Origin of the sequence: Enterovirga aerilata, from assembly GCF_013044135.1 — a bacterium.
Classification (GTDB): domain Bacteria; phylum Pseudomonadota; class Alphaproteobacteria; order Rhizobiales; family Beijerinckiaceae; genus Enterovirga; species Enterovirga aerilata.
Genome location: NZ_JABEPP010000005.1, coordinates 294,012 through 319,447, shown reverse-complemented (window position 1 = coordinate 319,447; position 25,436 = coordinate 294,012). Strand labels below are relative to the sequence as shown.

Here is a 25,436-nt window from a genome sequence, read left to right as displayed (position 1 = left end):
ATTGCTCAGGCGGGAATCCTCACGGAGGCCCGCAGGCCGCCAAGGGGCGAATCGGCGAGCGTCACCTCGCCGCCATGGGAGCGGGCAATGTCGCGGGCGATGGCAAGGCCGAGCCCCGACCCGCTCTCGTCCTGATTGCGCGCCTCGTCGAGCCGGACGAAGGGCTTGAACACCTCTTCCCGCGCCTGGGGCGGGATGCCCGGGCCGTCGTCGTCCACATGGACGGTCAGCCAGCGCCCCTCGTGCTGGGCGGAGATGGCGATGTGGTCGCCGTGTCTCGCTGCATTGGAGAGGAGGTTGAAGAGCAGCCGCTTGAAGGCGTCCACGCGCAGCGTCACCATGGGATCGCCGATGATCTCCAGGCTCGTTTCGTGGCCGGAGCGCTCCGCGTCGCTCTTCAGCTCGTTCAGGAGCGCGGTCAGGTCGGCCGTGACCGCCTGCTCGCCGTAATCGCCGCGCGCGAAGGCGAGATAGCCCTCCAGCATCCGGCTCATCTCGTCGACGTCGCGGCGAAGGTCCTCCACCTCCGGCGTCTGATCGAGCAGGGCGAGGGAGAGGCGAAACCGCGTCAGGATCGTGCGCAGGTCGTGGCTCACGCCGTTCAGCATCGTCGTGCGCTGCTCCATGGCCCGCTCGATCCGGCGCTTCATCTCCAGGAAGGCATGGCCGGCCTGGCGCACCTCGCGCGCGCCGCGGGGGCGGAACTCGATCTCGCGCCCTCGGCCGAAATCCTCGGCCGCCATCGCAAGCTTCTGGATGGGGCGGATCTGGTTGCGCAGGAACAGGATCGCGACCCCGAGCAGGATCAGCGAGGTTCCGACCATCCAGACGAGAAAGATATGCGAGTTCGACGCATAGGCGGCGCTGCGCCGGGCGAAGACCCGCATCACCGTGCCCTCCTTCAGGAGCACGCGGATCTCGATGAACGAGGAGCGGCCGACCGTGTCGATCCAGAATGGCCGTCCGATCTGGCGCCGGATTTCGTCGGACAGCGCCTCGTCGAGGAGCGAGAAGAACGGCGTCGGCAGGGGAGGGGGAAGGCCCACGCCCTCCAGGATCTCGACGTTCAGGTTCAGCCGCTCGGCCGCGATCCGGGAGAGCGTGTCCGCCGTGTCCTTGCGCGGAAAGGTCTCGTGGACGTCGATCAGCGCGGCGATGTCCGCCGTGACCGCCGCCGAGAGGCGCTGCGTGACGAGCTGCCAATGCCGCTCCATGAACACATAGGCCACGACCGACTGGAGCAGCACGAAGGGCGTGATGATGATGATGAGCGAGCGGGCGTAGAGGCCCTTGGGCAGCCGCGCCGCGAGCGGCCGCAGCAGCCGCCGCGAGGCATCCCGGGCGAAGGCGCGAGGCTGGCGGAGGGCCGAGGCCGCCATGCCCTTCAGTCCGTCACGAGCCGGTAGCCGACTCCGCGGACCGTCTGCAGGAAGACGGGGTTGGCGGGGTCCACCTCGATCTTGCGCCGCAACCTGTTCATCTGCACGTCCACCGCGCGGTCGTTCGCGCCGCCGCTGCTTCCCGCCAGCTCGTCGCGCGACACCTCCCCCCCGAGGCGGTGGCCCAGGATCGTCAGGATCTCGCGCTCGCGTTCGGTAATCCGGATCGGCTCGCCGTCGCGGCGCAACTCGCCCCGGTCCAGCCGAAACGTGAACGGTCCGAAGCGGACCAGGTCCGGTGCCGCCGGCTGCGGCTCCTCGATCGGGGCCGCCCGGCGCAGGATGTTCCCGAGCCGGAGCAGAAGCTCCCGCGGGTCGAAAGGCTTGGCGAGGTAGTCGTCGGCTCCGATCTCCAGACCCTGGACGCGGTCGTGGCTTTCCGCACGGGCCGTGAGCATCAGGGTGGGAATGGCCGAGCTGGTCCGGACTCGGCGGAGGAACTCGAAGCCCGTCTCGCCGGGCATCATCACGTCGAGCACCATCGCGTCGAACACGACGCTGCCCGACTTCGCGCGCGCTTCCGCCGCGCTCGCTGCCGTCGTCACCCGATATCCGTTCTCGCCCAGGAAGCGCGACAGCAGGTCCCTGAGGCGTCGGTCGTCGTCGACGACCAGGATATGCGGGGCGTGGTCCGGCGGCTCGGTGCGCGGGGCGCTCATGCGCCCAGTTTAGCGCCCGAGAGCCGGTTTCGCACCTTCGCGCGCTCGACGGGGTCGATCATGCCGATCAGGAAGCGCCTGATCGCCTCCTCGCCGTCGTCGCCGGCGAGGGCTCGGGCGATGCGCCGGGTCTGCAGCCGTGCCATCCTCAGCGCGAGCTCGCGGCCTTGGTTCGTCGGCCACAGGAGGCGCTGCCGCCTGTCCGACTGGCCCGGCCGCTGCTCGACATAGCCCTTGTCGATGAGCTCCTTGAGCACGCGGTTGAGGCTCTGCTTGGTGATCTTCAGGATGTCCAGGAGCTCGGCGATGGTCATGCCGGGCCGGCGCGCCACGAAATGCAGGATGCGGTGATGGGCGCGCCCGAAGCCGTATTCGGCCAGGATCCGGTCCGGATCGCTGACGAAATCGCGATAGGCGAAGAAGAAGAGCTCGATCAGATCGTAGGCCGGCTCCTCGCCCGCCTGGCCGGTTCGGGCCGCAAGGGCCAGTGCGCTGACCGCCTCGGACAAGAGATATCCTCGAATACGTCAGGTTTGTTGACATATCCCAGGGGCAGGATTAGCCGTCAACTCGCCTTAAGAAGAACGCGCGAACGCGTATTCCCGAGGAGGAGAGGATGAGTTTGCCCTTCGATCAGCGCGACGGTTGGATCTGGTTCAACGGCCAGCTCGTGCCCTGGAAGGAGGCCAAGCTCCACGTATTGTCGCATGGCCTGCACTACGCCTCCTCCGTCTTCGAGGGCGAGCGCGCCTATGGCGGCGTGATCTTCAAGTCGCGCGAGCATTCGGAGCGGTTCCGCCGCTCGGCGCAGATCCTCGATTTCGAGATCCCGTATTCCGTCGAGGAACTCGACGCGGCCAAGGCGCTCGTCGTCGAGAAGAACGGGAACCCGGATGTCTATGTGCGCCCGGTCGCCTGGCGCGGCTCGGAGATGATGGCGGTGGCCGCCCAGCACGCGAAGGTGCATGTCGCCATCGCGGTCTGGCCCTGGCCCAGCATGTTCGACATCAACGAGAAGATGAAGGGCATCCGCCTCGACATCGCCGAGTACCGCCGGCCCGATCCGCAGACGGCGCCCGCGGCCTCCAAGGCGGCGGGCCTCTACATGATCTGCACGATCTCCAAACACGCGGCCGAGCGGAAGGGCTATGCCGACGCGATGATGCTCGACTGGCAGGGCCGTGTGGCCGAATGCACGGGCGCGAACATCTTCTTCACGCGGGACGGCGCGCTCCACACCCCGATCGCCGACTGCTTCCTGGACGGTATCACGCGGCGGACCGTGATCGATCTCGCCCAGCGCCGCGGCTGGGAAGTGGTCGAGCGCCGGATCATGCCGGACGAGCTTCCGACCTTCAACGAGTGCTTCATCTGCGGTACGGGCGCCGAGGTGACGCCGGTCTCCGAGATCGGGCCCTACACGTTCCGGCCGGGCAACATCTCCCGCACCCTCGTCGAGGACTACGCGGCGGAGGTGCAGCCGCGCGCCAGGGCGGCCGCCTGACCGGCAGAAGCGGCCGCCCGTCCTGACGCCGGGCGGCCTCATCATGAGAAGGGAACGGGGGTTGCTACCGCGCGTTCTTGGGCAAGAACAATCCATGAACGGAGAGCCCGCGTGAGCCAGACCTCCCGAAAGACGGACCGCCATCCCGACCCGCCCGAGGTCGAGAACCCGAAGACCGCGCCCGTGGAGGGTAGTACTTCCAACCGCATCAAGGATCCGGACGACTGGGTGACCGGCCACGAGCCGATGACGGGCGCCCAGGCCTCCTACCTGAAGACCCTGTCGGAACAGGCGCATGACCCTCACGCCTACGAGCCGGATCTCGACAAGGCGGAGGCATCCAAGCGCATCGATCAGCTCAAGGACGAGGTGGGTCGCTGACGGACTGCCGTTCAGCATTTCGAGGTCGAGCTATGCAGGAGGCTTGAGTCAGCTCTGAACTCACACCATATCTGGTCCGTGCGGCGTGTCCGCACGGCAGGGTTTCAGGATGACCAAGGGGCTTTCTTTCATCGCCCGCGTTGCGGCTCTGGCCGCGCTCGGGATCGCGCTCGCCGCGCCGGCCACGGAAGCGCGGGTCGGCGGCGGCAGGAGCTCGGGGTCGCGCGGCGGCCAGACCTGGAGCGCGCCGCCATCCACGGCCACGGCGCCCCGCACGGCGCAGCCGATGCAGCGCACCGAGACGCCGAACCTCGGCGCGCAGCAGCGCCCCGGCATGCCGGGCGCCGCCACCGCAGGCCAGGCCGGCCGTTTCGGCGGTTTCGGGACGGGCCTGATGGCCGGCCTCCTCGGGGCGGGCCTTCTCGGCATGCTGTTCGGCGGCGGTCTCTTCGGCGGCCTCTCCGGATTGGCCTCGTTGTTCGGGCTGCTGCTCCAGGTGGCGCTGATCGCGGGCCTGGTCTGGCTCGCGCTACGCTTCTTCCGGCGGCGCAGCGAGCCGGCCATGGCCGGCGCGGGCGCGCCGTACCAGCGCTCGGCGCTCGGCGGCGCAGTTCCGGGTGGAGTGGGCATGGGCGGAGGCAGCGCGCGAGTTGCCGGCGCCCCCGTGCAGATCGGTCCGGCCGATTACGAGGCCTTCGAGCGGGCGCTGCATGACATCCAGGGGGCCTATAGCCGCGAGGACATGCAGGCCCTGACCTACATGGCGACACCCGAGATGGTCCGGTATTTCGGCGCCGATCTTGAGGAGAATCGCTCGCAGGGCCTCCGCAACGACCTGCGCGACCCGAAGCTCCTCCAGGGCGACCTGGCGCAGGCATGGCGCGAGGGCACGACGGAGTATGCGACGGTTGCGATGCGGTTCTCGCTCCTCGACACGATGGTGGACCGCCAGACCGGGCGCATCGTCTCGGGTGATCCGCGGGTGCCGCAGGAGGCGACCGAGCTGTGGACGTTCCGCCGCGACAACGGCGGGAAGTGGCTCCTATCCGCCATCCAGCAGACGGCCTGACATCCGTCGCGACCGGCGCCGTCCGCGCCGGTCTTCCTGCCCCTGCAGCGGACAAGAAAAAGGCCGCTCTTTCGAGCGGCCCAAGTCTAGGGAGGAAACGCCCAAGGAGGGCAGCAACATCGCGGCGCTGCCGCTCTGTTGCGATGCACAAGATAGGTCAGCCTCCCTGACGTTGCAAGGGCTTCGCCGCGTCGAATCTGCCTCAAATCGTGGCACGCTCGGCGGCGGAAGGCGTCACCGGAAGGCTACGACCGGCCGCCCTCCGGAACCGCATCGCCGGCCCCCGGTTGCCTCCTCACAAGACAAACCCGAGAGGAGGACGACGATGCAGGTCGTTCCGCATGTCCCGGCCACGGGCCACCCTGCGCCGCGGCCGCACAATCCGGCGCACGAGCCTATCCCCGGCGGCAACATTCCGACCGAGGTGCCGCCGACCGAGCCGGACGAGATGCCGGATATCGGACCGACGGGGCCCCGCTCGCCCTATCCGGTGAACGATCCCGGGATCGGCGATCCCGTCGGCCCGGGATCCGAGCCGGACTACCTGCCGGGCAAGCCGACGAGCCCTATGCAGGTCTGAGCGCCGCTCAGTGATCGCCCTGGGACGAGCGCACGTCCCGGGGCGAGTTCAGTATCTCGAGGAGCGAGTTAGCGATATGGCGGGCCTCCTCGTCGGAAAGCCGCAGGATGAAGGGCGGCAGCGGCCCGGACTGCAGGGCCACCACCGGCTCGCCGCGCTCGTCCGTCCCGACATCGACCGTCGGGCTGTCGAGCTCGAGGAAGTCGTCTTCGCCGAACGCATCGCCGTCGTCATCCGGATCGATGCGCAGGAGCATCTGCCCGAGAGCCAGGATGAGCGATTGCGCGGTGCCGGCATCCATGACGACGGCCGTCGTGTTGTCGTTCTTCTCGAATGCGAGCTGGATGTTGTCGCCTTCGAGCGTGACGGAGATTCCTGCCATAATGGTCCCGTTGAGAACTGCTCTCTATATAGGGTAGGGCAAGTCCTGGCGTGAGTGCGCGTTCGGCGGCCGGTAAACGGTCCGCCGGGCGTCCTCGAGCTTGGCCCCTCCCGATCCTCGGACCCATGCAACTGACCCCGAGCGAGCTTCTCGACCGGCTTCGCCACCTCGGCATCGCGGCCGAGACGCACGAGCACGAGGCCGTGTTCAGGGTCGCTGAATCCCGGTCTGTGAAGCAGGCCATCCCAGGCGCGCATTCGAAGAACCTGTTCCTAAAGGACCGGAAAGGGCGGCTGTTCCTGGTCGTGGCTGAGCACGAGACCGAGATCGACCTCAAACGCCTGCACGAGACGATCGGCGCCTCCGGCCGGCTCTCTTTCGGGTCCGCCGATCTCCTGCGCGACACCCTCGGCGTCGAGCCGGGCTCCGTGACGCCCTTCGCGGCTGCCAACGACCGGGAGAACCGCGTGACGGTGATCCTCGACGAGGCGCTCGTCCGTGCGGAACGGGTCAATTTTCATCCGCTCGTCAACACCATGACGACGGGGCTGACGCCCGCCGAGCTCCTCGCCTTTCTCCGCGCCTGCGGACATGAGCCCCGGATCTGCCGTCTTCCTGCCCCGGCCAAGGTTTGCACCGCCGGAGCGGCGCTCCCATCTTCTCACGCATAACGTCCCGAGGCATCCATGCTCGCCGAAGCTCCGAAATCTGCGGACAATCTCATCAAGGACACGACCACGTCCGCTTTCCGCCAGGACGTGATCGCGGAATCGATGAAGCAGCCCGTGCTCGTCGATTTCTGGGCGCCCTGGTGCGGGCCGTGCAAGCAGCTCACGCCCGTCATCGAGAAGGCCGTCAAGGCGGCTGGCGGCAAGGTGAAGCTCGTCAAGATGAACATCGACGAGCATCCCCAGATCGCGGGCCAGCTCGGCATCCAGTCCATTCCGGCCGTCTACGCCTTCGATCGCGGCCAGCCGGTCGACGGGTTCATGGGCGCGCTTCCCGAGAGTCAGGTAAAGGCTTTCATCGAGCGCCTGGTCGGCGCGGGCGGCTCAGGCACGGACGAGCTTCTGGCCGAAGCCGCCGAGCGCGCCAAGGAGGGCGACGTCGCGGGGGCTGCGGAGCTCTATGCCGGTGTGCTGGCCGAGGATCCGGAGAACGTCACCGCCATGGCGGCTCTGGCGCGGCTCCACGTCGACTTGAAGGATTTCGAGGGCGCGCGCCGCTTCCTCGACATGGTTCCTGCGAACAAGGCCGGTCACGCCGATGTCGCGGCCGCGCGAGCGGCGCTCGAGCTGGCCGAGCAGGCGGCCTCGCTGGGAGATCTCGGCGAACTGGAGCAGCGCATCGCCGCGAATCCGGACGACCATCAGGCGCGTTTCGAGCTGGCCCTCGGGCTGAACGCGCGCAACCGGCGGGACGCCGCGGTGGACCAGCTCCTTGCGATCTTCAAGCGCGACCGGAGCTGGAACGACGACGCGGCCCGCAAGCAGCTCGTCCAGTTCTTCGAAGCTTGGGGTCCGACGGACCCGGCGACGTTGTCTGGCCGGCGTAAGCTGTCGTCGCTGCTCTTCTCCTGATCGGTCTCGGGGGCTCCATGAACGTCATCTACGAGGGCCCGCAGGACCTGCCGGACACGATTCCGGTCTTTCCGCTCGCCGGCGCGCTGCTGCTGCCGCGCGGGCAGATGCCGCTCAACATCTTCGAGCCGCGCTACCTGGCGATGGTGGATGCCGCGCTTGCCGGACCGCGGCTGATCGGCATGGTGCAGCCGCGTGATCCAGAAGAGGCGGGCGCGACGCCCGAGCTCTACGATGTCGGCTGCGTGGGCCGGATCGTGCAATTCGCCGAGACGGGCGATGGGCGCTACCTCATCTCGCTCACCGGCATCGCCCGGTTCGACATCGTGGAGGAGGTCGGCGGATTCGCGCCGTTCCGGCAATGCCGCGTCTCGTTCGGCCGCTTCGCCTCCGACTTCCGGCCGCGGGTCGGGGAGGAAGCGGTAGACCGCGCGGCCGTGCTCGCGGCTCTGCGCTCCTACACGGAACGGACGGGGCTGCGCATGGACTGGGACGGCGTCGAGCAGGCGCCGAACGAGGCGCTGGTGAACGCGCTCTCCATGCTGGCGCCCTTCGGGGGGCGCGAGAAGCAGGCGCTGCTGGAGGCGCCGGACCTGAAGAGCCGGGCCGAGATGCTGGTGGCGCTCACCGAGATCGAGCTCGCCAAGACCGGCGGCGCAACGCAGTCCACCCTTCAATAGGATGCCCCCATGGCCGAGGAGACAGGCGGGATCGAGCCGACCCACATCGACCCGCGGCTGCTCGAGCTTCTGGTCTGTCCCCTAACCAAGTGCCGGCTCGAATACGATGCCGAGGCGCAGGAGCTGATCAGCCGTGGCGCGCGGCTCGCCTATCCGATCCGCGACGGCATCCCCATCATGCTGCCGGAGGAAGCGCGCCCGCTGACGGATTGAGCTCGTTCAGCTCTCCCGAAAACCCCAGGCGGGGTCGGAGAGCACCTCAGAGCTGTGCTGTCCGAGGCGCGGCGGGGCGGTCGGGGCGACCTGCGCCTCGCCGTCGATGACGATCGGGGTGCGCAGCATGGGCACCTTGCCGCCTCTCGCCTCCGGCTCGGGCAGGTCCAGCACCATGCCGCGATGGATGATCTGAGGGTCGGCGAAGACTTCGTCCAGCGTGTTGATCGGCCCGGCCGGCACGCCGACGCGCTCGAACCCGGCAAGCAGATCGGCCTTGGTCCAGGTGCGGGTCACGTCCGCGAGAAGCGGCACGAGCACCTCACGGTTCGCGACGCGGGCCGGATTGGTCGCGTAGGCCGGATCGTCCGCCCAGTCCGTCCCGAGGAGTCCGCACAGCTTCCGGAACTGGCTGTCGTTGCCGCAGGCGATGATGATGTGGCCGTCGGCGGTGGGAAACACCTGGTAGGGGACGATGGAGGTATGCGCGTTGCCGGTCCGCGGCGGCGGGCGGCCGGTCAGGAGATAGACCATCGCCTGGTTGCCGATCACCGCGACCTGCGTGTCGAGGAGCGCCATGTCGATATGGCAGCCGCGGCCGGTCAGCGTGCGTCCCTGGAGCGCCGCCAGGATCGCGTTTGACGAGTAGAGGCCGGTAAACACGTCCGCATAGGCGACCGCGGTCTTCAGCGGCTCGCCATCCGGCTCTCCCGTCAGCGACATGATCCCGCTCATCCCCTGGATCATGAAGTCGTAGCCCGGCCGGTGCGCATAGGGCCCGTCCTGCCCGAAACCCGTCACCGAGCAATAGATCAGCCGCGGGTTCACGGCCGAGAGGCTCGCGTAATCAAGCCCGTATTTCTTCAGCCCGCCGACCTTGAAATTCTCGATCACCACATCCGCGTGGGCGGCGAGCTTGCGGATCGTCGTCTGGCCGTCCGGGCTCTCCAGGTCGACCTCGATCGAGCGCTTGCCGCGGTTGGTGGCGTTGAAATAGCCGGCCGCGAGATGGCTCCCGTCGGGCCGATCCACCCAGGGCGGGCCCCAGGTACGGGTGTCGTCACCCGCGCCCGGCCGCTCGACCTTCACCACATCCGCCCCGAGATCGGCGAGAAGCTGCCCCGCCCAGGGACCCGCCAGGATGCGGGCGAGCTCCAGCACGCGGATGCCGGTGAGGGGTTTGGGAGAGGTCATGTCTAGGCTGGATTCGAGTTTGGCGCGGGGAGCGCGACGCCTGATCCCTCCCCTGCAGGGAAGGGTGTCGCCGAAGGCGGGAAGGAATAGCGCGGGTTCTCCCTCCCCGCAGGGGAGGGTGGCCGGGCGCAGCCCGGCCGGGTGGGGCCGTTCTCCTGCAGCCGTGCCATGATGGTGTCCATCACGGCACGGAGATTGCGGGCCACCTCGTCATTCCAGAAGCGCTGGACCACGAAACCTTCCCGCGAGAGAGCGGCACCGCAGTCGCGGTCAGCTGCCGTATGAGCGTCGTCGGCATGCTGCGATCCGTCGACTTCCACGACCAGACGGCGCTTGAGGCAGGCGAAATCCACGACGAAGCCACGAATTGGAACCTGCCGGCGAAAGTGAAAGCCGGCCGGACGGAGGGCACGCAAGGCCACCCAGAGCTTCGCCTCATGCGGCGTTAGGCGCCTGCGGAGGCCACGAGCAAGGTGGCGCGGAAGATGAGATGGCGGGCGGCCCACCATCTCTGCATCCTGCGGATCGGGCAGCGTTGCGTTTGCTGCCGCCTGCCCCACCCGGTCGAGCTTCGCTCGACCACCCTCCCCTGCGGGGAGGGAAAGGCGCGAGCCGACCACGGAGGGAGCCTCCTCTCAGAAAAACGCCTGCAGGCCCGTCTGCGCGCGGCCGAGGATCAGCGCGTGGACGTCATGCGTGCCCTCGTAGGTGTTCACCGTCTCGAGGTTCTGGGCGTGCCGCATCACGTGGTACTCGCCCATGATGCCGTTGCCGCCATGCATGTCGCGGGCGATGCGGGCGATTTCGAGCGCCTTGCCGCAGTTGTTGCGCTTCACGATGGAGATCATCTCCGGCGCCATCCTGCCCTCGTCGAACAGGCGACCGACGCGCAGCGAGCCCTGCAGACCGAGCGCGATCTCGGTCTGCATGTCGGCGAGCTTCTTCTGCACGAGCTGGGTCTGCGCCAGTGGCCGGCCGAACTGCTTGCGGTCGAGCGTGTACTGGCGCGCCCGGTGCCAGCAATCCTCGGCCGCGCCCATCGCGCCCCAGGAGATGCCGTAGCGGGCGCGGTTGAGGCAGCCGAACGGGCCTTTCAGGCCCGAGACGTTCGGCAGCAGCGCTTCCTCGCCGACCTCGACCTCGTCCATCACGATCTCGCCCGTGACGGATGCACGAAGGGAGAGCTTGCCCTGGATCTTTGGGGCGGACAGGCCTTTCATGCCCTTCTCGAGCACGAAGCCGCGGATCTGGTCGCCATGCGCGGCCGACTTCGCCCACACCACGAACACGTCGGCGATCGGGGCGTTCGAGATCCAGGTCTTGGCGCCGGAGATCTTGTAGCCGTTCGCCGTCTTGACGGCGCGGGTCTTCATGCCGGCTGGGTCGGAGCCCGCATCCGGCTCCGTCAGCCCGAAGCAGCCGACGAACTCGCCGGAGGCGAGCTTCGGCAGGTACTTCCTGCGCTGGTTCTCGTCGCCATAGGCGTAGATCGGGTACATGACGAGCGAGGACTGGACGCTCATCATCGAGCGGTAGCCGCTATCCACCCGCTCGACCTCGCGCGCGACGAGGCCGTAGGCGACGTAGCTCGCGCCGGCGCAGCCATACTCTTCCGGGAGGGTCACGCCGAGGAGGCCGAGCTCGCCCATGGCGTTGAAGATCGAGCGGTCGGTGACCTCGTTCTGGTATGCCTCCACGATGCCGGGCAGGAGACGCTCCTGCGCGAATTGCCGCGCGGTGTCGCGGATCAGGCGCTCGTCGTCGGTGAGTTGGTCGTCGAGCAGGAAGGGGTCGTCCCACTGGAAGCCGGACGAGGCGCTCTTCGCCGCCGCCGGTGCGTCGTTCTTCAGAGCCTGGCTCATCTGCGTCTCCTCGTCGTGCTGTGCTGCCGCCGGGCGGCCCGTCTCGGCCGTCATACCGGAAGGCGCGGCGGCTTGCACCCGCCGAGGAGACCCCGATCCCGGCTGTGGGTTGCGCGGCTCGCGCATCCGCCGGTGGCCGATTCCCTTTGATTTTCGGCCGAACTGTGGTATTCAGGAGACGTGCCGCCGGTGAGGTCGGCGGTGTCTCAGATCAGCATCCATCGGAGGACTGGCCGGCTTTTCGGCCCGCACTTCTTTGGCCAGCTTTACGGTGGATGTTGTGTGCCTGACGCGCGGAGACATCGCTGAGCCGTCTTCGCGCCGACATCTTCGCTCCATGAGCGGATCACCATATCGCCTGGCGCCGAACCGGGCGCAACAGGAGGCTTGTCCCGCATGACGACCCCGAAGAAGACCGCCACGCGTCAGGGCTTCAAGACCGGTGAAGCGGTCGTGTACCCGGCCCATGGCGTCGGCCGTATCACGGCGATCGAGGAGCAGGAGATCGCCGGGTTCAAGCTCGAGCTCTTCGTCGTGTCGTTCGAGAAGGACAAGATGGTGCTGCGCGTCCCGACCGCGAAGGCGGCCAGCGTCGGCATGCGCAAGCTGGCCGAGCCGGCCGAGATGCAGAAGGCGCTCGACGTCCTGACCGGCCGCGCCCGGATCAAGCGGACCATGTGGTCGCGCCGCGCGCAGGAATACGAGGCGAAGATCAATTCGGGCGACCTCATCGCGGTCGCCGAGGTGGTGCGCGACCTCCATCGGTCGGAGGCGCAGCCGGAGCAGTCCTATAGCGAGCGGCAGCTCTACGAGGCTGCGCTCGACCGCGTCACGCGCGAGCTCACGCATGTGAACAAGATCACCGAGACCGAGGCCGCCAAGCTCATCGAGGCGGCGCTTGCCAAGGCGCCCAAGCGCGCCAAGGCGGCCGATTCCGAAGGCCCGGACCTGCAGGACGAGGCGGCCTGAGGCAGCCCTCAGATCCCGAAAGAGCCCGGCTCCGCCGGGCTTTTTTACCTGCGCAGAAGGCTTCGGATCAGAGCGTCCGGATCGGCCCAGCGATAGCGCCGGACCGGGAGGCTCTGCCCGTCGGGCAATTCGGCGTCGAGATATTCGCAGAACTCGCCGCCCCAGGCCTCGTAGGCCGCGCGGGCCGGCAGGTTCGCGTCCAGAACCGTGAGATGCAGCGGCGTCCCCGCGTGAACCGCTGGGATGCGGGCCGCCGCGTCTGCCAGCACCAGCCGGCCGATACCCGTCCGCTTCCGGTCCGGCCGGACATGCAGGTTGTCGATGAGCGAGCCCCATATCGGGTCGTGGCCAGCCAGGATGCAGGCGAGCGCGACCAGCCCGGTTCCATCCTCGGCGACGGCGACCACCTGGTCCGGCCCCGGCTCGCCCGTGAAGCGCGACCGCCACAGCGTGCGGCGCTCTGCATGGATGCCTGCGTCCAGATAATCGTCCCGCAGCATGCCCCGGTAGGCCGAGCGCCAGCTCGCGATCTGAAGTCCGGCGACGGCCTCCCAGTCCGCCGGCCCTGCCGCCCTGAAGGTGAGCGCGCCGTCTCCCGTCATCCTCCGCCCGATCGTCCTGTCCGTGCTGAGATGATCTCCAGCACGTCCGGGACGGCGAGGTCCAGCGTCGGCGCGCGCCGCACCTCCAGAAGTCCGCGCACCCGCACGACCGCTCCGGTGAGCGAGGCGGCCGTGATCCCCTTGGCTTTGAGGGCCTCCCAGCTCCGCCGCGGGATCGTCACGTTGAAATCGCGCGCCCAGTCGCGGCCGAAATTCAGGTAGGTGCGCTCGCGCCGCTCGCCGACCGACGCGATCCGGCCTTCAACCACCACGAAGCTGCCGGCGGCCCGGGCGAGGTCGTCGAGCGCGGAGGCGGCTATCGGCCAGGGCCCGTCCCGCCACAGGCCGATCCGGCTGCGTCGCGCCCGCTCCTCCGCCCGCAGCAGCTCGCGGCGGCAGAGGAGGTCGCGCTGGCCGGGATCGACCACCGCCAGCCCCTCGGAGACGAGAAGCTCGCCGATATCGATCGGCGGCGTGCCCGCGAGCGCCAGATGGGCGGCCGCGCGTCCCCAGCGGTCCGGTGGCGCCAGTTCGCGCATCTGAATCCGGGAGCCGCCGAGCGTTCCGAGCCAGGCTGCCGCGCGGCGGGCGGCCTCGCCGTCCGGCGCGAGCCGGATGTCGGCGAGACGCGCCGATCCGCCGCCCGCGAGGCGGAACTCGCCGTCGCTCACCCTGTCGAGGATCTGCGCCGAGACCGTCTCCGAGCACGTGAAGGCGGGACGGTCCTCTGCTTCCGCCGAGCCCGCCGCGAGCGACAGGAGAAGCAGGGAGGCGGCAAGCCGAGCGTTCATGCGGGTCCGGGCCGTTGGTCGGAACCGCATCCTATGCTAGAGCGCTCGCCGCGCGGTCCCGTAGCTCAGCAGGATAGAGCAGCGGTTTCCTAAACCGAAGGTCACAGGTTCGAATCCTGTCGGGACCACCAGGCCGCTTCCAAATCTCTGGTCCGCAAGGCTTCGCCGCCGTCCCGTTCCGCCTCAGTTGGATTGCAGAATTTCGGCACGCTCTGCGCGTGGGGGCGGGCTCGGCCCACGCATCCGACCCTTCTTCCGGCGAGGACAGGCTCAGGCCGGCAGCGCCGCCATGCCGTCGGGCACGAGCAACTCGACGGGGCCGGTCGGGATGCGTCGCTCGTGGTAGCCGTGGCAGGCGACGCTCTCGAGGAAGGGCGGAATCTCGGCCCGGCAGCGGTCGTTCGCATAGGGACAGCGCGGGTTGAAGGTGCAGCCAGAAGGCGGATTGATCGGGTTCGGGATCTCGCCGCGCACCGGCTCGCGCCGCCGCCCGATATGGGCGAGGTCGGGCACGGCGTCGAGCAGCATGCGCGTGTAGGGATGCTTCGGCCCGGTGAACAGCCCGCGGCCCTCCCCGATCTCGACCACGCGGCCGAGATACATGACCCCGATCCGGCTCGCCATGTGCCGGACCACCGCCAAGTTGTGCGAGATGAACAGGTAGGTGAGCCCGAGCCGATCCTGCAGGTCGCGCATCAGGTTCAGGATCTGCGCCTGGACCGAGACGTCCAGCGCGGAGGTCGGCTCGTCGCAGACGATGAATTCGGCATCCGACGCGAGCGCGCGCGCGATGGCGATGCGCTGGCGCTGCCCGCCAGAGAATTCGTGCGGATACTTGACGCCGTCGTCGGGATGCAGGCCCACCAGCCCGAGCAGCTCGCCGACCCGCTCGCGGATCGCGGCCTCGCCCTGGATCAGCCCGAAGGCGCGGATCGGCTCGGCGACGATCCTGTCCACCCGCCAGCGCGGATTGAGGCTGGCATAGGGGTCCTGGAAGATCATCTGCATGCGCCGGCGGACGCGCCTGCGATCCTCCGCCGGGGCGCGTCCGGTCATCTTCACGCCGTCGATGGTGACCTCGCCGGCCGTGGGCTCCAGAAGGCCGACCACCATCCTGGCCACCGTCGATTTCCCCGAGCCGGATTCGCCGACCAGCGCGAAGGTCTCGCCGCGCGCGATATCGAACGAGACGTCGTCGACCGCCTTCAGGAACTGCTTCGGGGCGCGCTCGATCAGGCGGTTGAGAAACGGCGGCGAGACGTCGAAGACCCGCCTGAGATGGCGGACCTCGACCAGCGGCGGGGTCATGCGGCCACTCCCTCCGGCGCATAGGCCGGATCATAGAGATGGCAGGCTACCGGATGGCGGTCGTAGTTCGTGAGGTCCGGCCGTATGGTCGGACATGGCGCGTAGGCGTGCGGACAGCGCGGATTGAAGGGGCAGCCCGGCGGGATGGCCGAAAGGCGGGGCATCGAGCCCGGTATCTGCGCCAGCCGGCGCTCCTGGCCCGTGAGGGTCGGGATCGCGCCCATCAGACCCTTAGCATAGGGGTGGAGCGGATTCTGGACCACATCCGCCACGTTGCCGATCTCGATCACCCGGCCGGCATACATCACCGCCACGCGGTCGGCGGTCTCGGCGATCACGCCCATGTCGTGGGTGACCAGCATCACGGCGGTGCCGTGGTCGCGGCACAGCCGCTTCAGAACCGTGATGATCTGCGCCTGGACGGAGACGTCGAGCGCCGTCGTCGGCTCGTCGGCGATGATGAGCTCCGGCTCGGCCGAGAGCGCGAGAGCGATGACGACGCGCTGGCGCATGCCGCCCGAGAACTGGTGCGGGTAGCCGTCGATGCGCTTCTCGGGCGCGGGAATGCCGACCTCGGCCAGCAGATCGATGGCGCGCCTGCGCGCCGCGCTTGCCGAGAGATCCGTGTGGGTGCGGATCGTCTCCACGAGCTGGTCGCCGATGCGGTAGAGCGGGTTCAGGCTGGTCAGCGGGTCCTGGAAGATCATGCCGATGCGCTTGCCGCGCACCTTGCGCATCTCCTCCGGCGGCAGGTTGTCGATGCGGCGCCCGTCGAGCAGGATCTCGCCCCCGGCGATCCGGCCCGGCCGGTCGATCAGGCCGATCACGGCCGAGCCGGTCACCGACTTGCCGGCGCCGGATTCGCCCACCACGCCCAGCACCTCGCCCCGGCCGATATCGAAGGAGACCCGGTCGAGCGCGCGCAGCACGCCACGGCGCGTGGCGAACTCGACCGTGAGGTCGCGGACCTGGAGGAGGGGAGGGGTCACGCTGCGGCCGCCCAGTTCTCGACGGCGAGGCCCGGCACGCGTCGGAATTCGCGTTCGTTGTCGGTAACGAGGGTCAACCCGGCGGAGCGGGCATGCGCGGCGATCCAGAGGTCGTTTGGCCCGATCAGCTGGCCGTGCCGTTCGCGATGAGAGCGGATCTCGCCATAATCGATCGCCGCAACTGTCGGTACCGGCGCGAGGGTGACCAGAGTCATCAAGGTTTCCAGTGTCGCGAGTGCGTCGGCGCGCCGATTGCTCTTCTCGGCGCCAACCCGCAGTTCGCCATAGCTGACCACAGATACCACCGCGTCCGCGCGGTTCAGGCCGGCCAAGCGCTTCATCAGTGCTGCAGGTTGCCGCCGTCGCAGGCGGATGAGCGTATCCGTATCGAGCATGAACCCGGCCAAGCTCAGAACTCCTCCCGCGTCTCTGGCGGGCGCTCGTCCTTGATCCCCTCGAACATGTCGTCCGGAAGCTCCTGCAGCAGCTGAATAAAGCGGTCGATGTCGAGCTTCTCGGGCGTTGGACTGAGTACGACGTCGTTACCCACGACACGTACGTCGACTTGACCCTCCGGCAGAGTGATCTCGTCGGGCATGACGACAGTGGTCTTCTTGTCGGATTTGACCACGAGAGCCCGTCCCATCTCCTCCTCCGTCGCTGCGTCAACGCCTGAATATAGTACGCGGCAGCTCACCGCAGCTTCGGGTTGAGCGCATCGCGCAGCCAGTCGCCGAGCAGGTTCACGGCGAGCACGAGCAGCGCCAGCGTGAGGCCCGGGAATGCGGCGATCCACCACTCGCCGGAGAAGAGGTAGCGGTTGCCGATGCGGATCAGCGTCCCGAGCGAGGGTTGCGTGTCCGGCATGCCGGAGCCAAGGAACGAGAGCGTCGCCTCGGTGATGATCGCGAGCGCAAAGTTGATGGTCGCGATGGCGAAGACCGGCCCGATCGTGTTCGGCAGCACGTGCCGCACCATGATCACCGGCGACGAGAGGCCGATCAGCCGCGCGGCCTGGACGTAGTCGCGGTTCTTCTCGACCATCACGGAGGAACGCACCGTCCGGGCATACTGGACCCAGAAGGAGAGCCCGATCGAGAGGACGAGAACGCCCAGAATGGCGGGCGTCGACATCTGGCCGCCGGAGACGGCCTTCGCGACGCCGTCGACGAGAAGCGCGATGAGGATGGCCGGAAAGGTGAGCTGGACGTCGGCCACCCGCATGATGAGCGCATCGACCGCGCCCCCGACATAGCCGGCGACGAGCCCGAGCGCGATGCCGATCGTCGCGGAGAGCAGAACGCCGAGCGCGCCGACGATGAGCGAGATGCGCAGTCCATGGAGGATCGCCGAGAGGATGTCGCGGCCCTGATCGTCCGTCCCGAGGAGGAAGGGCGGCTGGCCATCCGCCGTCCAGAGCGGCGGAATGCGGCTATTGATCAGCTCGAGCTGCGCCGGATCGAATGGATCCTGCGGACCGAGATTGGCCAGGAGGGCGGCCAGAAAGAAGATCAGCGTCGCGATGGCCGCGACCATCGCCAGCTTGGACCGGCGGAACGAGGCCCAGACGTCGCCGTCGAAGATGCGCGCGAAAAGGCCCGGCGGCTTTGCGGCGGTGACCGGTGCGGAGGTGGCGGAGGCGGCCATCAGGCGGGCCGCCCGGAGATCGTGATGCGCGGATCGACCACCGTGTAGAGGAGGTCGACGACGAGATTGATGGTCACGAAAATGAAGGCGACAAGCAGGAGGTAGGCCGCCATGATCGGGATGTCGACGTTCTGCACCGCCTGGAGAAACAGAAAGCCCATCCCCGGCCACTGGAACACCGTCTCGGTGATGATCGCGAACGCGATCACGGACCCGAGCTGCAGTCCCGCGATGGTGATGACCGGGATCAGCGTGTTCTTGAGCGCGTGGCCGAAATGGATGGAGCGGGTCTTGAGGCCGCGAGCACGGGCGAAGCGGATGTAGTCGGTGCGCAGCACCTCCAGCATCTCGGCGCGGACGAGCCGCATCACCAGCGTCATCTGGAAGAGCCCCAGCGTGATCGAGGGCAGGACCAGCGCAAGGAGGCCGGAGGTGGTGAGAAAGCCCGTCGTCCAGCCGCCGACATTCACGACGTCGCCGCGCCCGAATGAGGGGAGCCAGCGTAGGCCCTCGGAGAAGACGTAGATCAGCAAGATGCCGATCAGAAAGGTCGGCAGCGAGATCCCGACCAGCGAGACGGTCTCGAGCGCCGCAGCGAGCGCAGTCCCACGCTTCAGGGCGGACACGACGCCGAGCACGACCCCGAGCCCGAGGGCGAAGATCGTGGCGCAGAACGCGAGTTCAAGCGTCGCCGGGAGGCGTTCGGCGAAGAGCGCCGAGACCGGCTGGCGGAACTGGTAGGAGATGCCGAAATCGCCGGTCGCGGCGCGCCCGAGATAGCGCAGGATCTGCACCGGGATCGGGTCGTCGAGACCGAGCGAGGCGCGGATCTTCACCCGCTCCTCGTAGGGCGTGTCGATGGAGACGATCTGGTTCACGGGATCGCCCACGAACCGGAACATCGTGAAGGCGATCACGCCGACGGCCAGGAAGACGCCGACGGCCTGGAGCACGCGCCGGACCAGGAATGCGATCATCAAGGAAACTCAGATCCCGGCCGGCCTAGAGCAGATCCAGGAAAAGTGGGTGCCGGCTTTCCGCTCGGAATTTGCTCTAGCCGTTTGAAGGAGAGCATTTTCTTCACGTGAACCGGTTTCCACTTCACTCGAAAATGCTCTCCGGCCGATCGGGCGTCTCGATGTGAAAAGAGTGCCGCGGCGGAACGCGCAGCTACTCGCCCTTCACCACCCATTCGAAGCGCACCTGGTTGTCGCCGCGCTGGGCGACCTTCAGCTTCTTCGACACGCCCCAGGCGAGCGACTGCTGGTGCAGCGGGATGTAGGCGTAATCGGCGTTGCCGATCTCGTAGGCCTGCTTGATCAGCTGGTCGCGCTTGGCCTGGTCGGTCTCGACCAGGATCTGGTCGGTCAGTTCGTCAAGCTTCGGGTTGCAGTAGCCGCCGAGATTGGTGTCGCCGCGCGAGGCGCCGTTCCGGCCGCGGCAGCCCATGATCTCGTAGAGCACGTTGTGGCTGTCGCCCGTGCTCGGCGTCCAGCCCAGCAGGTAGAAGGAGGTGTTGAACCCGCCCGTCTTCAGCACCTTGGCGAAATACTGCGCCTTGGGCTCGATGATCGGGTTCACCTTCACGCCCACCCGGGCGAGCATGCCGATGACGGCGCGGCAGATGTCGCCGTCATTGACGTAGCGGTCGGACGGGCAGTTCATCCCGACCTCGAACCCGTCCGGATAGCCGGCCTCGGCGAGGAGCTTCTTCGCGCGCTCCGGATCGGCCTTCGGCCGCGTGAACTCCTTCGCGAGCCTGAAATACTCGGGCGCGATCATCAGGGCGGAGGGCGTCGACAGATTGCGCATCACGCGCGACTTGATGGCGTCCACGTCGATCGCCTTGTAGAAGGCCTCGCGCACCCGGACGTCCTTGAAGGGGTTCTTGCCCTTCACGTTCGAGTTCACCAGCTCGTCGCGGGCCTGGTCCATGCCGAGGAAGATGGTCCGGGTCTCGGGGCCGGTGAGAACCTGCGCGTTCGGCGAGCCGTTCACGCGGTTGATGTCCTGCAGCGGCACCGGCTCGATGATGTCGACCTCGCCGGAGAGCAGCGCCGAGACGCGGGTCGAGTCGTTGGCGATCGGCGTGAAGATGATCTCGTCGACATTGCCCTCCATCTTGCCCCAGTAATTGGGGTTCTTCTTGAAGACGGTGCGGACGCCGGGCTGGTGACTCTCGATCGTGAAGGGCCCGGTGCCCATCGCATTGAGCGAGGCGAAGCTCGGGGTGGTCGCGGCCGCGGGCGTCGGCGCCACCGCGCCGTTCTTCTCCGCCCAGGCCTTCGACATGATGTACCAGCCGTCGAACTGGTAGTGGAGGATCGGGTTCGGCTTGTCGGTGACGATGTCGACCGTGTGGTCGTCGACCTTGATCACCTTGGCGTCCGGCGGCAGCCGCGTCGCGAAGTTGGAGCCCGGGGCGCGCACGCGCTCGGCCGAGAACACGACGTCGTCGGCCGTGAACGGGGTGCCGTCGGAGAACTTCACGCCCTTGCGCAGATGGAAGCGCCAGCGGGTCGGCTCGGGGGTTTCCCAGCTTTCCGCCAGGGCGGGCTGGATGGCGAGGTCCTTGCCGCGCTTCGTCAGCCCCTCATAGACGTGGCCGAGATGCGCGATGGTGGTCGTCTCGTTCAGCGTATAGGGGTCGAGCGCCTTGAGGTCGCCCTGGTTGGCGTAGCGGACGGTCACGGCCGAGGCGGGAAGGGCCGCCGTCATGGCGCCGACCGCAGCAAGCGCCAGGATTACGCTGCGAAACTTCATGCGATGGGGTCTCCGAGGCTCTCGCCAACCGTAGGGTGCAAGCCTGGGGCCAGAACTTAGAACGGCTCCGGGGAATCGGTCCAGCCCCGTGCCGCTGCGGCAAAGCGGTCGCGGCAAGCACGGCGGAAGACGGAGGCCGGTCTCGGCAAGTCGAGCAGGGTCTCGACAGCGCGTGGGAGTTCCGGTATGGCAGCGCCCAATTCACAACAGGAATGCTGAAATCCCGCGGGCGACTTCGTCTCCCGTCCAGCGAAGGTTTTGACCATGAACATCATCGAAGAGCTCGAGCGCGAGCAGATTGCGGCTCTGGGCAAGACGATCCCCGATTTCGAGCCCGGCGACACCGTCATCGTTAACGTGAAGGTCCGCGAGGGCGACCGCACCCGCGTCCAGGCCTATGAGGGCGTGTGCATCGCGCGCTCCGGCGGCGGGCTGAATGAGTCCTTCACGGTCCGCAAGATCTCCTATGGCGAGGGCGTCGAGCGCGTCTTCCCGGTCCATTCGCCGCTGATCGATTCCATCAAGGTCGTGCGCCGTGGCAAGGTGCGCCGCGCCAAGCTCTACTACCTGCGCGACCGGCGCGGTAAGTCGGCCCGCATCGCCGAGCGCGCGGATCGCCGCGTGGGCGACCAGCACACCAAGAGCGAGACCCCGGCCGCGGCCGAATAGGACGGGCTGCCCCAGAGGGCCGACAAAGCCGCCGCGAGGCGGCTTTTTCGTTGGCGGCCGTGGCATTGCCGCGCGCCCGCGATCGCACTACATATCTGGAATGGCTTCAAGGACGGTCGCGCGCATCGCACCGGGGCTCGTGGTGCTCCACGACCACGCGCGCCTGCCGTCGCGGTTCTTCGGCCGCTTCACGGCGGCGATCCTGGCGGACCTTAGACGCTCAGTCTGACCCGCGCGTCCTGCGCGACTGTGCTCTTTCCGAGCGTGCCGCAAGCGCCGCTCATCTGCCACGAGGTTACGCCATGTCCGCCACCGCCGCCCCCCGCACGCTCTACGACAAGATCTGGGACGATCACGTCATCGACCGCCAGCCGGACGGGACCTGCCTCCTCTATATCGACCGCCACCTGGTCCACGAGGTGACCTCGCCGCAGGCTTTCGAGGGCCTGCGCGTCGCCGGCCGCCGCGTCCACGCGCCGGAGAAGACGCTCGCGGTCGTCGACCACAACGTCACGACGGGCGACCGGCACAAAGGCATCGACGATCCGGAATCCGCCCAGCAGATCGCGGCGCTCGCCGAGAACGTGAAGGAATTCGGCATCGAGTACTACGACGAGCTCGATGTCCGGCAGGGCATCGTCCACGTCATCGGGCCGGAACAGGGCTTCACCCTCCCGGGCCAGACGATCGTCTGCGGCGACAGCCACACCTCGACGCACGGGGCCTTCGGGGCGCTGGCGCATGGCATCGGCACCTCGGAGGTCGAGCATGTCCTCGCCACCCAGACGCTGATCCAGAAGAAGATGAAGAACATGCGCGTCACGGTCGACGGCCGCGCGCCCCCCGGCGTCACGGCGAAGGACATCGCGCTTGCCATCATCGGCGAGATCGGCACCGCCGGCGGCACCGGCCACGTGATCGAATATGCCGGCGAGGCGATCCGCGCCCTCTCGATGGAGGGCCGCATGACCCTCTGCAACATGTCGATCGAGGGAGGCGCCCGGGCCGGCATGGTGGCCCCGGACGAGACGACCTTCGCCTATATCAAGGGCCGCCCGAAGGCCCCGAAGGGGCATGCCTGGGACGAGGCGGTGCGCTTCTGGCGGACGCTCCCCTCCGACGAGGGGGCGCATTTCGACCGCGAGGTCCGGCTCGACGCCTCGAACCTGCCGCCGCTCGTCACCTGGGGGACGAGCCCGGAGGATGTCGTCGCGATCGGCGGCGTCGTCCCCGATCCCGATCTCATCGCGGACGAGAACACCCGCCTCTCGAAGAAGCGGGCGCTCGAATATATGGGCCTGAAGCCCGGCACGAAGGTCACCGACATCGCGATCGACCGCGTGTTCATCGGCTCCTGCACGAACAGCCGCATCGAGGATCTGCGCGAGGCAGCGCGGGTGGTGGAGGGCCTGAAGGTGCATCCCTCCGTGCAAGCCTGGATCGTGCCGGGTTCGGGCGTGGTGAAGATGCAGGCGGAGGCCGAGGGGCTCGACCGCATCTTCAGGGCGGCGGGGTTCGAGTGGCGCGAGCCCGGCTGCTCCATGTGCCTGGCCATGAACGCCGACCGGCTCGCGCCGGAAGAGCGCTGCGCCTCGACATCTAACCGCAATTTCGAGGGCCGACAGGGCCACAAGGGCCGCACCCATCTCGTCTCGCCCGCGATGGCCGCGGCCGCCGCGATCGCAGGCCGCTTCGTCGACGTGCGGACCTTCCGCTAGAGCATCGCCCGCCTTTCCGGTTCACCGCACGGTGAACCGGATCGGGACCGTGAAGGTGAAGCTCGCGCCCGGCACCTCCGCGGGCGGGGCCGGGAGCGGCTGCGCGCGGCGGAAGACGGCGATCGCCTCCGCGTCCAGCGCCGGCGAGCCGGCGCTGCCGACGAGGCTCGTCGAGAGCACGCGCCCGCCGCGATCGACCGAGAAGCGCACGGAGGCCGCGCCCGTCTGCCCCGGCTGCGGCCGCAGATGCCGGCGGAGATGGGAGACGAGCGCGCCCTGCCAGGAAGCGCGGCTCGCGGCCGAGGAGCCGCTCGAATTCGACGCGATGGAGGCGGTGGTCTGCGCGCCCGATTGCTGCTGCGGCGGCCGCCGCGCCTCCTGCCGCTGCTCGGCCCGCCTGGCCTGGACGGGCTTCGGCGGCTTCTTCGCCTCGGGCTTCTTCTCGACCACCTTCTTCGGCTTCGGCGCCGCCTTGGGGGGCGGCGGCAGCGCCACGGCCGCCGTCTCTCTCACGATTGGGGTCGGGGGAATGAGCTCCTCGACCGGCGGCACCTCCGGCAGCGGCTCCAGCGGCGGCACCTCGGCCGTGAGGACGGGTTCGGGCGGCGCGACATCCGGCTCCGGGACGTCGGGCGGGGCGTCGAGGACGGGCTCCGGCATGGCCGCTTCGGGCACGGCCTCCTGGGGGGGCGCCTCGCTCGGCGCGAGCGTCGGGGCGGCGGGCGGCGGCGCCATGTCGATCATCACGGCGGGCAGGGCTTCGCCGGGCTCGATCGTGGCGCTCCGGTAGGCGACGATCGCCGTGAACGCGGCCGCGTGCAATCCCAGCACGACCGCGAAGCTCACGGCCCAGCGCGAGACCTCGCCGCCGTCGAAATCTCCCGGCCCGGACAGGGCGATGGCGCTCACTTCGGCAGCGCTCCGTTCGCGGCCGGCGCACCCTCGAGCCCGACCAGCGCGACCTTCAGGAAGCCGGCGTTGCGCAGGGTGTTCATCACCTCCATCAGGTCGCCGTAGCTTACCGCCTTGTCGGCGCGCAGGAAGATGCGCTGCTCTCGGTCCCCGCCCGTGACGGATTCGAGCGCGCCCGTGAGGCCCTCGCGCGGAACCGGCGTCTCGCCGAGATCGAGCGAGAGGTCGGATTTCACGGTCAGGAAGACGGGCTTGTCCGGCCGCGGCTGCGGCTGCGCCGTCGAGGTCGGAAGATCGACCGGCACGTCCACCGTGGCGAGCGGCGCCGCCACCATGAAGATGATCAGCAGCACCAGGATCACGTCGATGAAGGGCGTGACGTTGATCTCGTGATTGAGCTCGAGATCGTCGCCGCCGCTGTCGCCAAGCTTCGCGCCCATGGCTCTACTCCGCGGCGGCCCGCAGGTGCGGCCGGCGCGCCCGGTCGAGGTCGCGGCTGAGATGCCGCATCACCTCCGCCGAGGCATCCGACAGGAGCGCCCGGTAGCCGGAGATCCAGCGTGAGAAGAGGTTGTAGATCACGACCGCCGGGATGGCCGCGACGAGGCCGATCGCGGTCGCGAGCAGCGCCTCGGCGATGCCGGGCGCCACCACGGCGAGGTTCGTGGTCTGCGACTTCGCGATGCCGATGAAGGAGTTCATGATGCCCCAGACGGTGCCGAACAGGCCGACGAAGGGCGCTGTGGACCCGATGGTGGCCAGGAGGCCGGTGCCGCGCGTCATGCGCCGGGCGGCGCCCGCCTCGATGCGCTCGAGCCGGGAGGCGACACGCTCCTTCAGGCCGTCCTTGTCCAGTCCGGCCGACAGCTCGGCCTCCTCCAGGGCTGCCGCGAGCATCCTGCCGATCGGCGAGCGCGAGTTGCCGGCTGCCTCGGCCGCCTGGCCGAGCGAGCGGGCCGAGGCGATGCGGCCGAGCAGTCGGCGCGCCGTGCGTCGCGCCGCGAGAAGCTCCAGGCTCTTGGCGAGCCAGACGGTCCAGGTCACGACGGACGCGAAGGCGAGGCCGACCATGACGGCCTTCACGACGATGTCGGCGCCCATGAACATGCCCCAGGGGGACAGGTTGTGCGGCAGCGTCGCGGGAGCGGCCGGACCCCGTGCGGCTTGCGGGGCCGTTGCCGGTGGGGCAGCGGGGCTCTGGGAGGCGGCCTCCGCTCCTCCTCCGGGCTGCTGCGCGTCCGCAGCCGGGCCGCCCGGCCCGACTGGTGCCACGGCCGGAGCCGCCGGCGGCGCGGTGGGGGCCGCCGGTGCGGGCGCCGGCGCTGCGGCGGGACTTGCGGGAGCCCCGGTCGGGACCGCTGGGGCAATCGCAGGTGTTGGATTCGACGTGGCCGAGGATTGCGCGGCCGGCGCGGGGCCGGACTGGACCGCGGCGGGATTCTGGTCCTGCGCCGAGGCGCCCAGCGCCGGGAGGCTCAGCGCCGCGGAGGCGGCGAGGACGCGCAGGAATCGGAAGGAGTTCATC

The 25,436-nt window shown here is 68.7% G+C and carries 30 protein-coding genes and 1 tRNA gene; 12 read left to right on the top strand and 19 right to left on the bottom strand.

The window, feature by feature from the left end:
• Nucleotides 1–5: 5 nt before the first annotated feature.
• Genes HJG44_RS18690 through HJG44_RS18680 form a run of 3 tightly spaced genes read right to left on the bottom strand, consistent with a single transcriptional unit; the run spans nucleotide 6 to nucleotide 2,607 of the window.
• Nucleotides 6–1,379 carry an ATP-binding protein gene (locus HJG44_RS18690; protein WP_171219831.1) on the bottom strand — a complete coding sequence of 458 codons (1,374 nt, stop codon included), beginning with the start codon at nucleotides 1,377–1,379 and terminating at the stop codon, nucleotides 6–8.
• Nucleotides 1,380–1,384: 5 nt separating this feature from the next.
• Nucleotides 1,385–2,098 (bottom strand): response regulator, encoded by a 714-nt coding sequence (locus HJG44_RS18685; protein WP_171219830.1) that lies wholly within the window; start codon nucleotides 2,096–2,098, stop codon nucleotides 1,385–1,387.
• The gene (locus HJG44_RS18680) at nucleotides 2,095–2,607 is read right to left on the bottom strand and encodes a MarR family winged helix-turn-helix transcriptional regulator (RefSeq protein WP_171219829.1); all 513 of its coding nucleotides are present in this window, start codon (nucleotides 2,605–2,607) and stop codon (nucleotides 2,095–2,097) included. Before HJG44_RS18680 ends, HJG44_RS18685 begins: the two co-directional genes overlap by 4 nt.
• A 107-nt stretch (nucleotides 2,608–2,714) precedes the next feature.
• Between HJG44_RS18680 and HJG44_RS18675 the strand changes: the two genes are divergently transcribed.
• The 4 genes from HJG44_RS18675 to HJG44_RS18660 all read left to right on the top strand — a co-directional run bounded on the left by HJG44_RS18675 (nucleotide 2,715) and on the right by HJG44_RS18660 (nucleotide 5,632).
• Nucleotides 2,715–3,602, top strand: a complete 888-nt coding sequence (locus tag HJG44_RS18675) for a branched-chain amino acid aminotransferase (protein WP_171219828.1) — start codon at nucleotides 2,715–2,717, stop codon at nucleotides 3,600–3,602.
• A gap of 111 nt (nucleotides 3,603–3,713) precedes the next feature.
• Complete coding sequence (locus HJG44_RS23845; RefSeq protein ID WP_171219827.1) at nucleotides 3,714–3,983, top strand: DUF3072 domain-containing protein; 270 nt, start codon at nucleotides 3,714–3,716, stop codon at nucleotides 3,981–3,983.
• Nucleotides 3,984–4,092: 109 nt separating this feature from the next.
• Nucleotides 4,093–5,052: a Tim44 domain-containing protein gene (locus HJG44_RS18665; RefSeq protein WP_171219826.1), complete on the top strand. Its 960-nt coding sequence runs from the start codon at nucleotides 4,093–4,095 to the stop codon at nucleotides 5,050–5,052.
• A gap of 325 nt (nucleotides 5,053–5,377) precedes the next feature.
• Nucleotides 5,378–5,632 (top strand): hypothetical protein, encoded by a 255-nt coding sequence (locus HJG44_RS18660; RefSeq protein ID WP_246736350.1) that lies wholly within the window; start codon nucleotides 5,378–5,380, stop codon nucleotides 5,630–5,632.
• A gap of 7 nt (nucleotides 5,633–5,639) precedes the next feature.
• On the opposite strand, the gene HJG44_RS18655 is transcribed toward HJG44_RS18660, so the two are convergent.
• Nucleotides 5,640–6,014 carry a hypothetical protein gene (locus HJG44_RS18655; RefSeq protein ID WP_171219825.1) on the bottom strand — a complete coding sequence of 125 codons (375 nt, stop codon included), beginning with the start codon at nucleotides 6,012–6,014 and terminating at the stop codon, nucleotides 5,640–5,642.
• Nucleotides 6,015–6,139: 125 nt separating this feature from the next.
• Between HJG44_RS18655 and HJG44_RS18650 the strand changes: the two genes are divergently transcribed.
• From HJG44_RS18650 to HJG44_RS18635, 4 genes are read left to right on the top strand one after another with little or no spacing between them, the layout of a single operon-like run.
• Nucleotides 6,140–6,685, top strand: a complete 546-nt coding sequence (locus tag HJG44_RS18650; protein WP_171219824.1) for a prolyl-tRNA synthetase associated domain-containing protein — start codon at nucleotides 6,140–6,142, stop codon at nucleotides 6,683–6,685.
• 15 nt (nucleotides 6,686–6,700) lie between these two features.
• The gene (gene trxA, locus HJG44_RS18645) at nucleotides 6,701–7,594 is read left to right on the top strand and encodes a thioredoxin (protein WP_171219823.1); all 894 of its coding nucleotides are present in this window, start codon (nucleotides 6,701–6,703) and stop codon (nucleotides 7,592–7,594) included.
• 17 nt (nucleotides 7,595–7,611) lie between these two features.
• The gene (locus tag HJG44_RS18640; protein WP_171219822.1) at nucleotides 7,612–8,274 is read left to right on the top strand and encodes an LON peptidase substrate-binding domain-containing protein; all 663 of its coding nucleotides are present in this window, start codon (nucleotides 7,612–7,614) and stop codon (nucleotides 8,272–8,274) included.
• Between the two features lie 9 nt (nucleotides 8,275–8,283).
• Nucleotides 8,284–8,487 carry a Trm112 family protein gene (locus tag HJG44_RS18635; RefSeq protein WP_171219821.1) on the top strand — a complete coding sequence of 68 codons (204 nt, stop codon included), beginning with the start codon at nucleotides 8,284–8,286 and terminating at the stop codon, nucleotides 8,485–8,487.
• 6 nt (nucleotides 8,488–8,493) lie between these two features.
• On the opposite strand, the gene HJG44_RS18630 is transcribed toward HJG44_RS18635, so the two are convergent.
• From HJG44_RS18630 to HJG44_RS18620, 3 genes are all read right to left on the bottom strand, one after another.
• Nucleotides 8,494–9,681 (bottom strand): CaiB/BaiF CoA transferase family protein, encoded by a 1,188-nt coding sequence (locus HJG44_RS18630; RefSeq protein ID WP_171219820.1) that lies wholly within the window; start codon nucleotides 9,679–9,681, stop codon nucleotides 8,494–8,496.
• A 2-nt stretch (nucleotides 9,682–9,683) separates the two neighbouring features.
• Nucleotides 9,684–10,190: an endonuclease domain-containing protein gene (locus HJG44_RS18625; protein ID WP_171219997.1), complete on the bottom strand. Its 507-nt coding sequence runs from the start codon at nucleotides 10,188–10,190 to the stop codon at nucleotides 9,684–9,686.
• 126 nt (nucleotides 10,191–10,316) lie between these two features.
• On the bottom strand, nucleotides 10,317–11,543 hold the full coding sequence (locus tag HJG44_RS18620) for an acyl-CoA dehydrogenase (RefSeq protein WP_171219819.1): 1,227 nt from the start codon (nucleotides 11,541–11,543) through the stop codon (nucleotides 10,317–10,319).
• A gap of 396 nt (nucleotides 11,544–11,939) precedes the next feature.
• On the opposite strand from HJG44_RS18620, the gene HJG44_RS18615 reads away from it, so the two are divergent.
• Nucleotides 11,940–12,512 carry a CarD family transcriptional regulator gene (locus HJG44_RS18615; RefSeq protein WP_171219818.1) on the top strand — a complete coding sequence of 191 codons (573 nt, stop codon included), beginning with the start codon at nucleotides 11,940–11,942 and terminating at the stop codon, nucleotides 12,510–12,512.
• A gap of 44 nt (nucleotides 12,513–12,556) precedes the next feature.
• Here HJG44_RS18615 and HJG44_RS18610 read toward each other — a convergent pair whose 3' ends face one another.
• Together HJG44_RS18610 and HJG44_RS18605 are read right to left on the bottom strand one after the other, a co-directional pair.
• Complete coding sequence (locus HJG44_RS18610; protein ID WP_171219817.1) at nucleotides 12,557–13,114, bottom strand: GNAT family N-acetyltransferase; 558 nt, start codon at nucleotides 13,112–13,114, stop codon at nucleotides 12,557–12,559.
• Nucleotides 13,111–13,905, bottom strand: a complete 795-nt coding sequence (locus HJG44_RS18605) for a thermonuclease family protein (RefSeq protein WP_171219816.1) — start codon at nucleotides 13,903–13,905, stop codon at nucleotides 13,111–13,113. The genes HJG44_RS18610 and HJG44_RS18605 overlap by 4 nt, the downstream gene beginning before the upstream one ends.
• A 54-nt stretch (nucleotides 13,906–13,959) precedes the next feature.
• Between HJG44_RS18605 and HJG44_RS18600 the strand changes: the two genes are divergently transcribed.
• Nucleotides 13,960–14,036, top strand: a tRNA-Arg gene (locus HJG44_RS18600).
• Between the two features lie 139 nt (nucleotides 14,037–14,175).
• On the opposite strand, the gene HJG44_RS18595 is transcribed toward HJG44_RS18600, so the two are convergent.
• The 7 genes from HJG44_RS18595 to HJG44_RS18565 all read right to left on the bottom strand — a co-directional run bounded on the left by HJG44_RS18595 (nucleotide 14,176) and on the right by HJG44_RS18565 (nucleotide 20,612).
• Nucleotides 14,176–15,213 carry an ABC transporter ATP-binding protein gene (locus tag HJG44_RS18595; protein ID WP_171219815.1) on the bottom strand — a complete coding sequence of 346 codons (1,038 nt, stop codon included), beginning with the start codon at nucleotides 15,211–15,213 and terminating at the stop codon, nucleotides 14,176–14,178.
• The gene (locus HJG44_RS18590) at nucleotides 15,210–16,202 is read right to left on the bottom strand and encodes an oligopeptide/dipeptide ABC transporter ATP-binding protein (RefSeq protein WP_171219814.1); all 993 of its coding nucleotides are present in this window, start codon (nucleotides 16,200–16,202) and stop codon (nucleotides 15,210–15,212) included. Before HJG44_RS18590 ends, HJG44_RS18595 begins: the two co-directional genes overlap by 4 nt.
• Nucleotides 16,199–16,609 carry a PIN domain-containing protein gene (locus HJG44_RS18585; RefSeq protein WP_246736349.1) on the bottom strand — a complete coding sequence of 137 codons (411 nt, stop codon included), beginning with the start codon at nucleotides 16,607–16,609 and terminating at the stop codon, nucleotides 16,199–16,201. The genes HJG44_RS18590 and HJG44_RS18585 overlap by 4 nt, the downstream gene beginning before the upstream one ends.
• A gap of 2 nt (nucleotides 16,610–16,611) precedes the next feature.
• The gene (locus HJG44_RS18580) at nucleotides 16,612–16,848 is read right to left on the bottom strand and encodes a hypothetical protein (protein ID WP_171219813.1); all 237 of its coding nucleotides are present in this window, start codon (nucleotides 16,846–16,848) and stop codon (nucleotides 16,612–16,614) included.
• A 47-nt stretch (nucleotides 16,849–16,895) separates the two neighbouring features.
• The gene (locus HJG44_RS18575) at nucleotides 16,896–17,849 is read right to left on the bottom strand and encodes an ABC transporter permease (RefSeq protein ID WP_171219812.1); all 954 of its coding nucleotides are present in this window, start codon (nucleotides 17,847–17,849) and stop codon (nucleotides 16,896–16,898) included.
• Nucleotides 17,849–18,826, bottom strand: a complete 978-nt coding sequence (locus HJG44_RS18570) for an ABC transporter permease (RefSeq protein ID WP_171219811.1) — start codon at nucleotides 18,824–18,826, stop codon at nucleotides 17,849–17,851. The genes HJG44_RS18575 and HJG44_RS18570 overlap by 1 nt, the downstream gene beginning before the upstream one ends.
• A 193-nt stretch (nucleotides 18,827–19,019) precedes the next feature.
• Nucleotides 19,020–20,612 (bottom strand): ABC transporter substrate-binding protein, encoded by a 1,593-nt coding sequence (locus HJG44_RS18565; protein ID WP_171219810.1) that lies wholly within the window; start codon nucleotides 20,610–20,612, stop codon nucleotides 19,020–19,022.
• A gap of 264 nt (nucleotides 20,613–20,876) precedes the next feature.
• On the opposite strand from HJG44_RS18565, the gene rplS reads away from it, so the two are divergent.
• Both rplS and leuC read left to right on the top strand, forming a co-directional pair.
• The gene (gene rplS, locus HJG44_RS18560; RefSeq protein ID WP_171219809.1) at nucleotides 20,877–21,281 is read left to right on the top strand and encodes a 50S ribosomal protein L19; all 405 of its coding nucleotides are present in this window, start codon (nucleotides 20,877–20,879) and stop codon (nucleotides 21,279–21,281) included.
• Nucleotides 21,282–21,583: 302 nt separating this feature from the next.
• Entirely contained in the window at nucleotides 21,584–22,999 is a 1,416-nt protein-coding gene (leuC, locus tag HJG44_RS18555; RefSeq protein ID WP_171219808.1) for a 3-isopropylmalate dehydratase large subunit, read from the top strand.
• 21 nt (nucleotides 23,000–23,020) lie between these two features.
• Here leuC and HJG44_RS18550 read toward each other — a convergent pair whose 3' ends face one another.
• The 3 genes from HJG44_RS18550 to exbB are packed head-to-tail and all read right to left on the bottom strand — an operon-like array spanning nucleotide 23,021 to nucleotide 25,435.
• A complete protein-coding gene (locus tag HJG44_RS18550; RefSeq protein WP_171219807.1) occupies nucleotides 23,021–23,908 on the bottom strand; it encodes a TonB family protein in 888 nt (295 codons plus the stop codon).
• Complete coding sequence (gene exbD / locus HJG44_RS18545) at nucleotides 23,905–24,351, bottom strand: TonB system transport protein ExbD (protein WP_171219806.1); 447 nt, start codon at nucleotides 24,349–24,351, stop codon at nucleotides 23,905–23,907. The genes HJG44_RS18550 and exbD overlap by 4 nt, the downstream gene beginning before the upstream one ends.
• 4 nt (nucleotides 24,352–24,355) lie before the next feature.
• Nucleotides 24,356–25,435 carry a tonB-system energizer ExbB gene (gene exbB, locus HJG44_RS18540; protein WP_171219805.1) on the bottom strand — a complete coding sequence of 360 codons (1,080 nt, stop codon included), beginning with the start codon at nucleotides 25,433–25,435 and terminating at the stop codon, nucleotides 24,356–24,358.
• Between the last annotated feature and the right edge of the window lies 1 nt (nucleotide 25,436).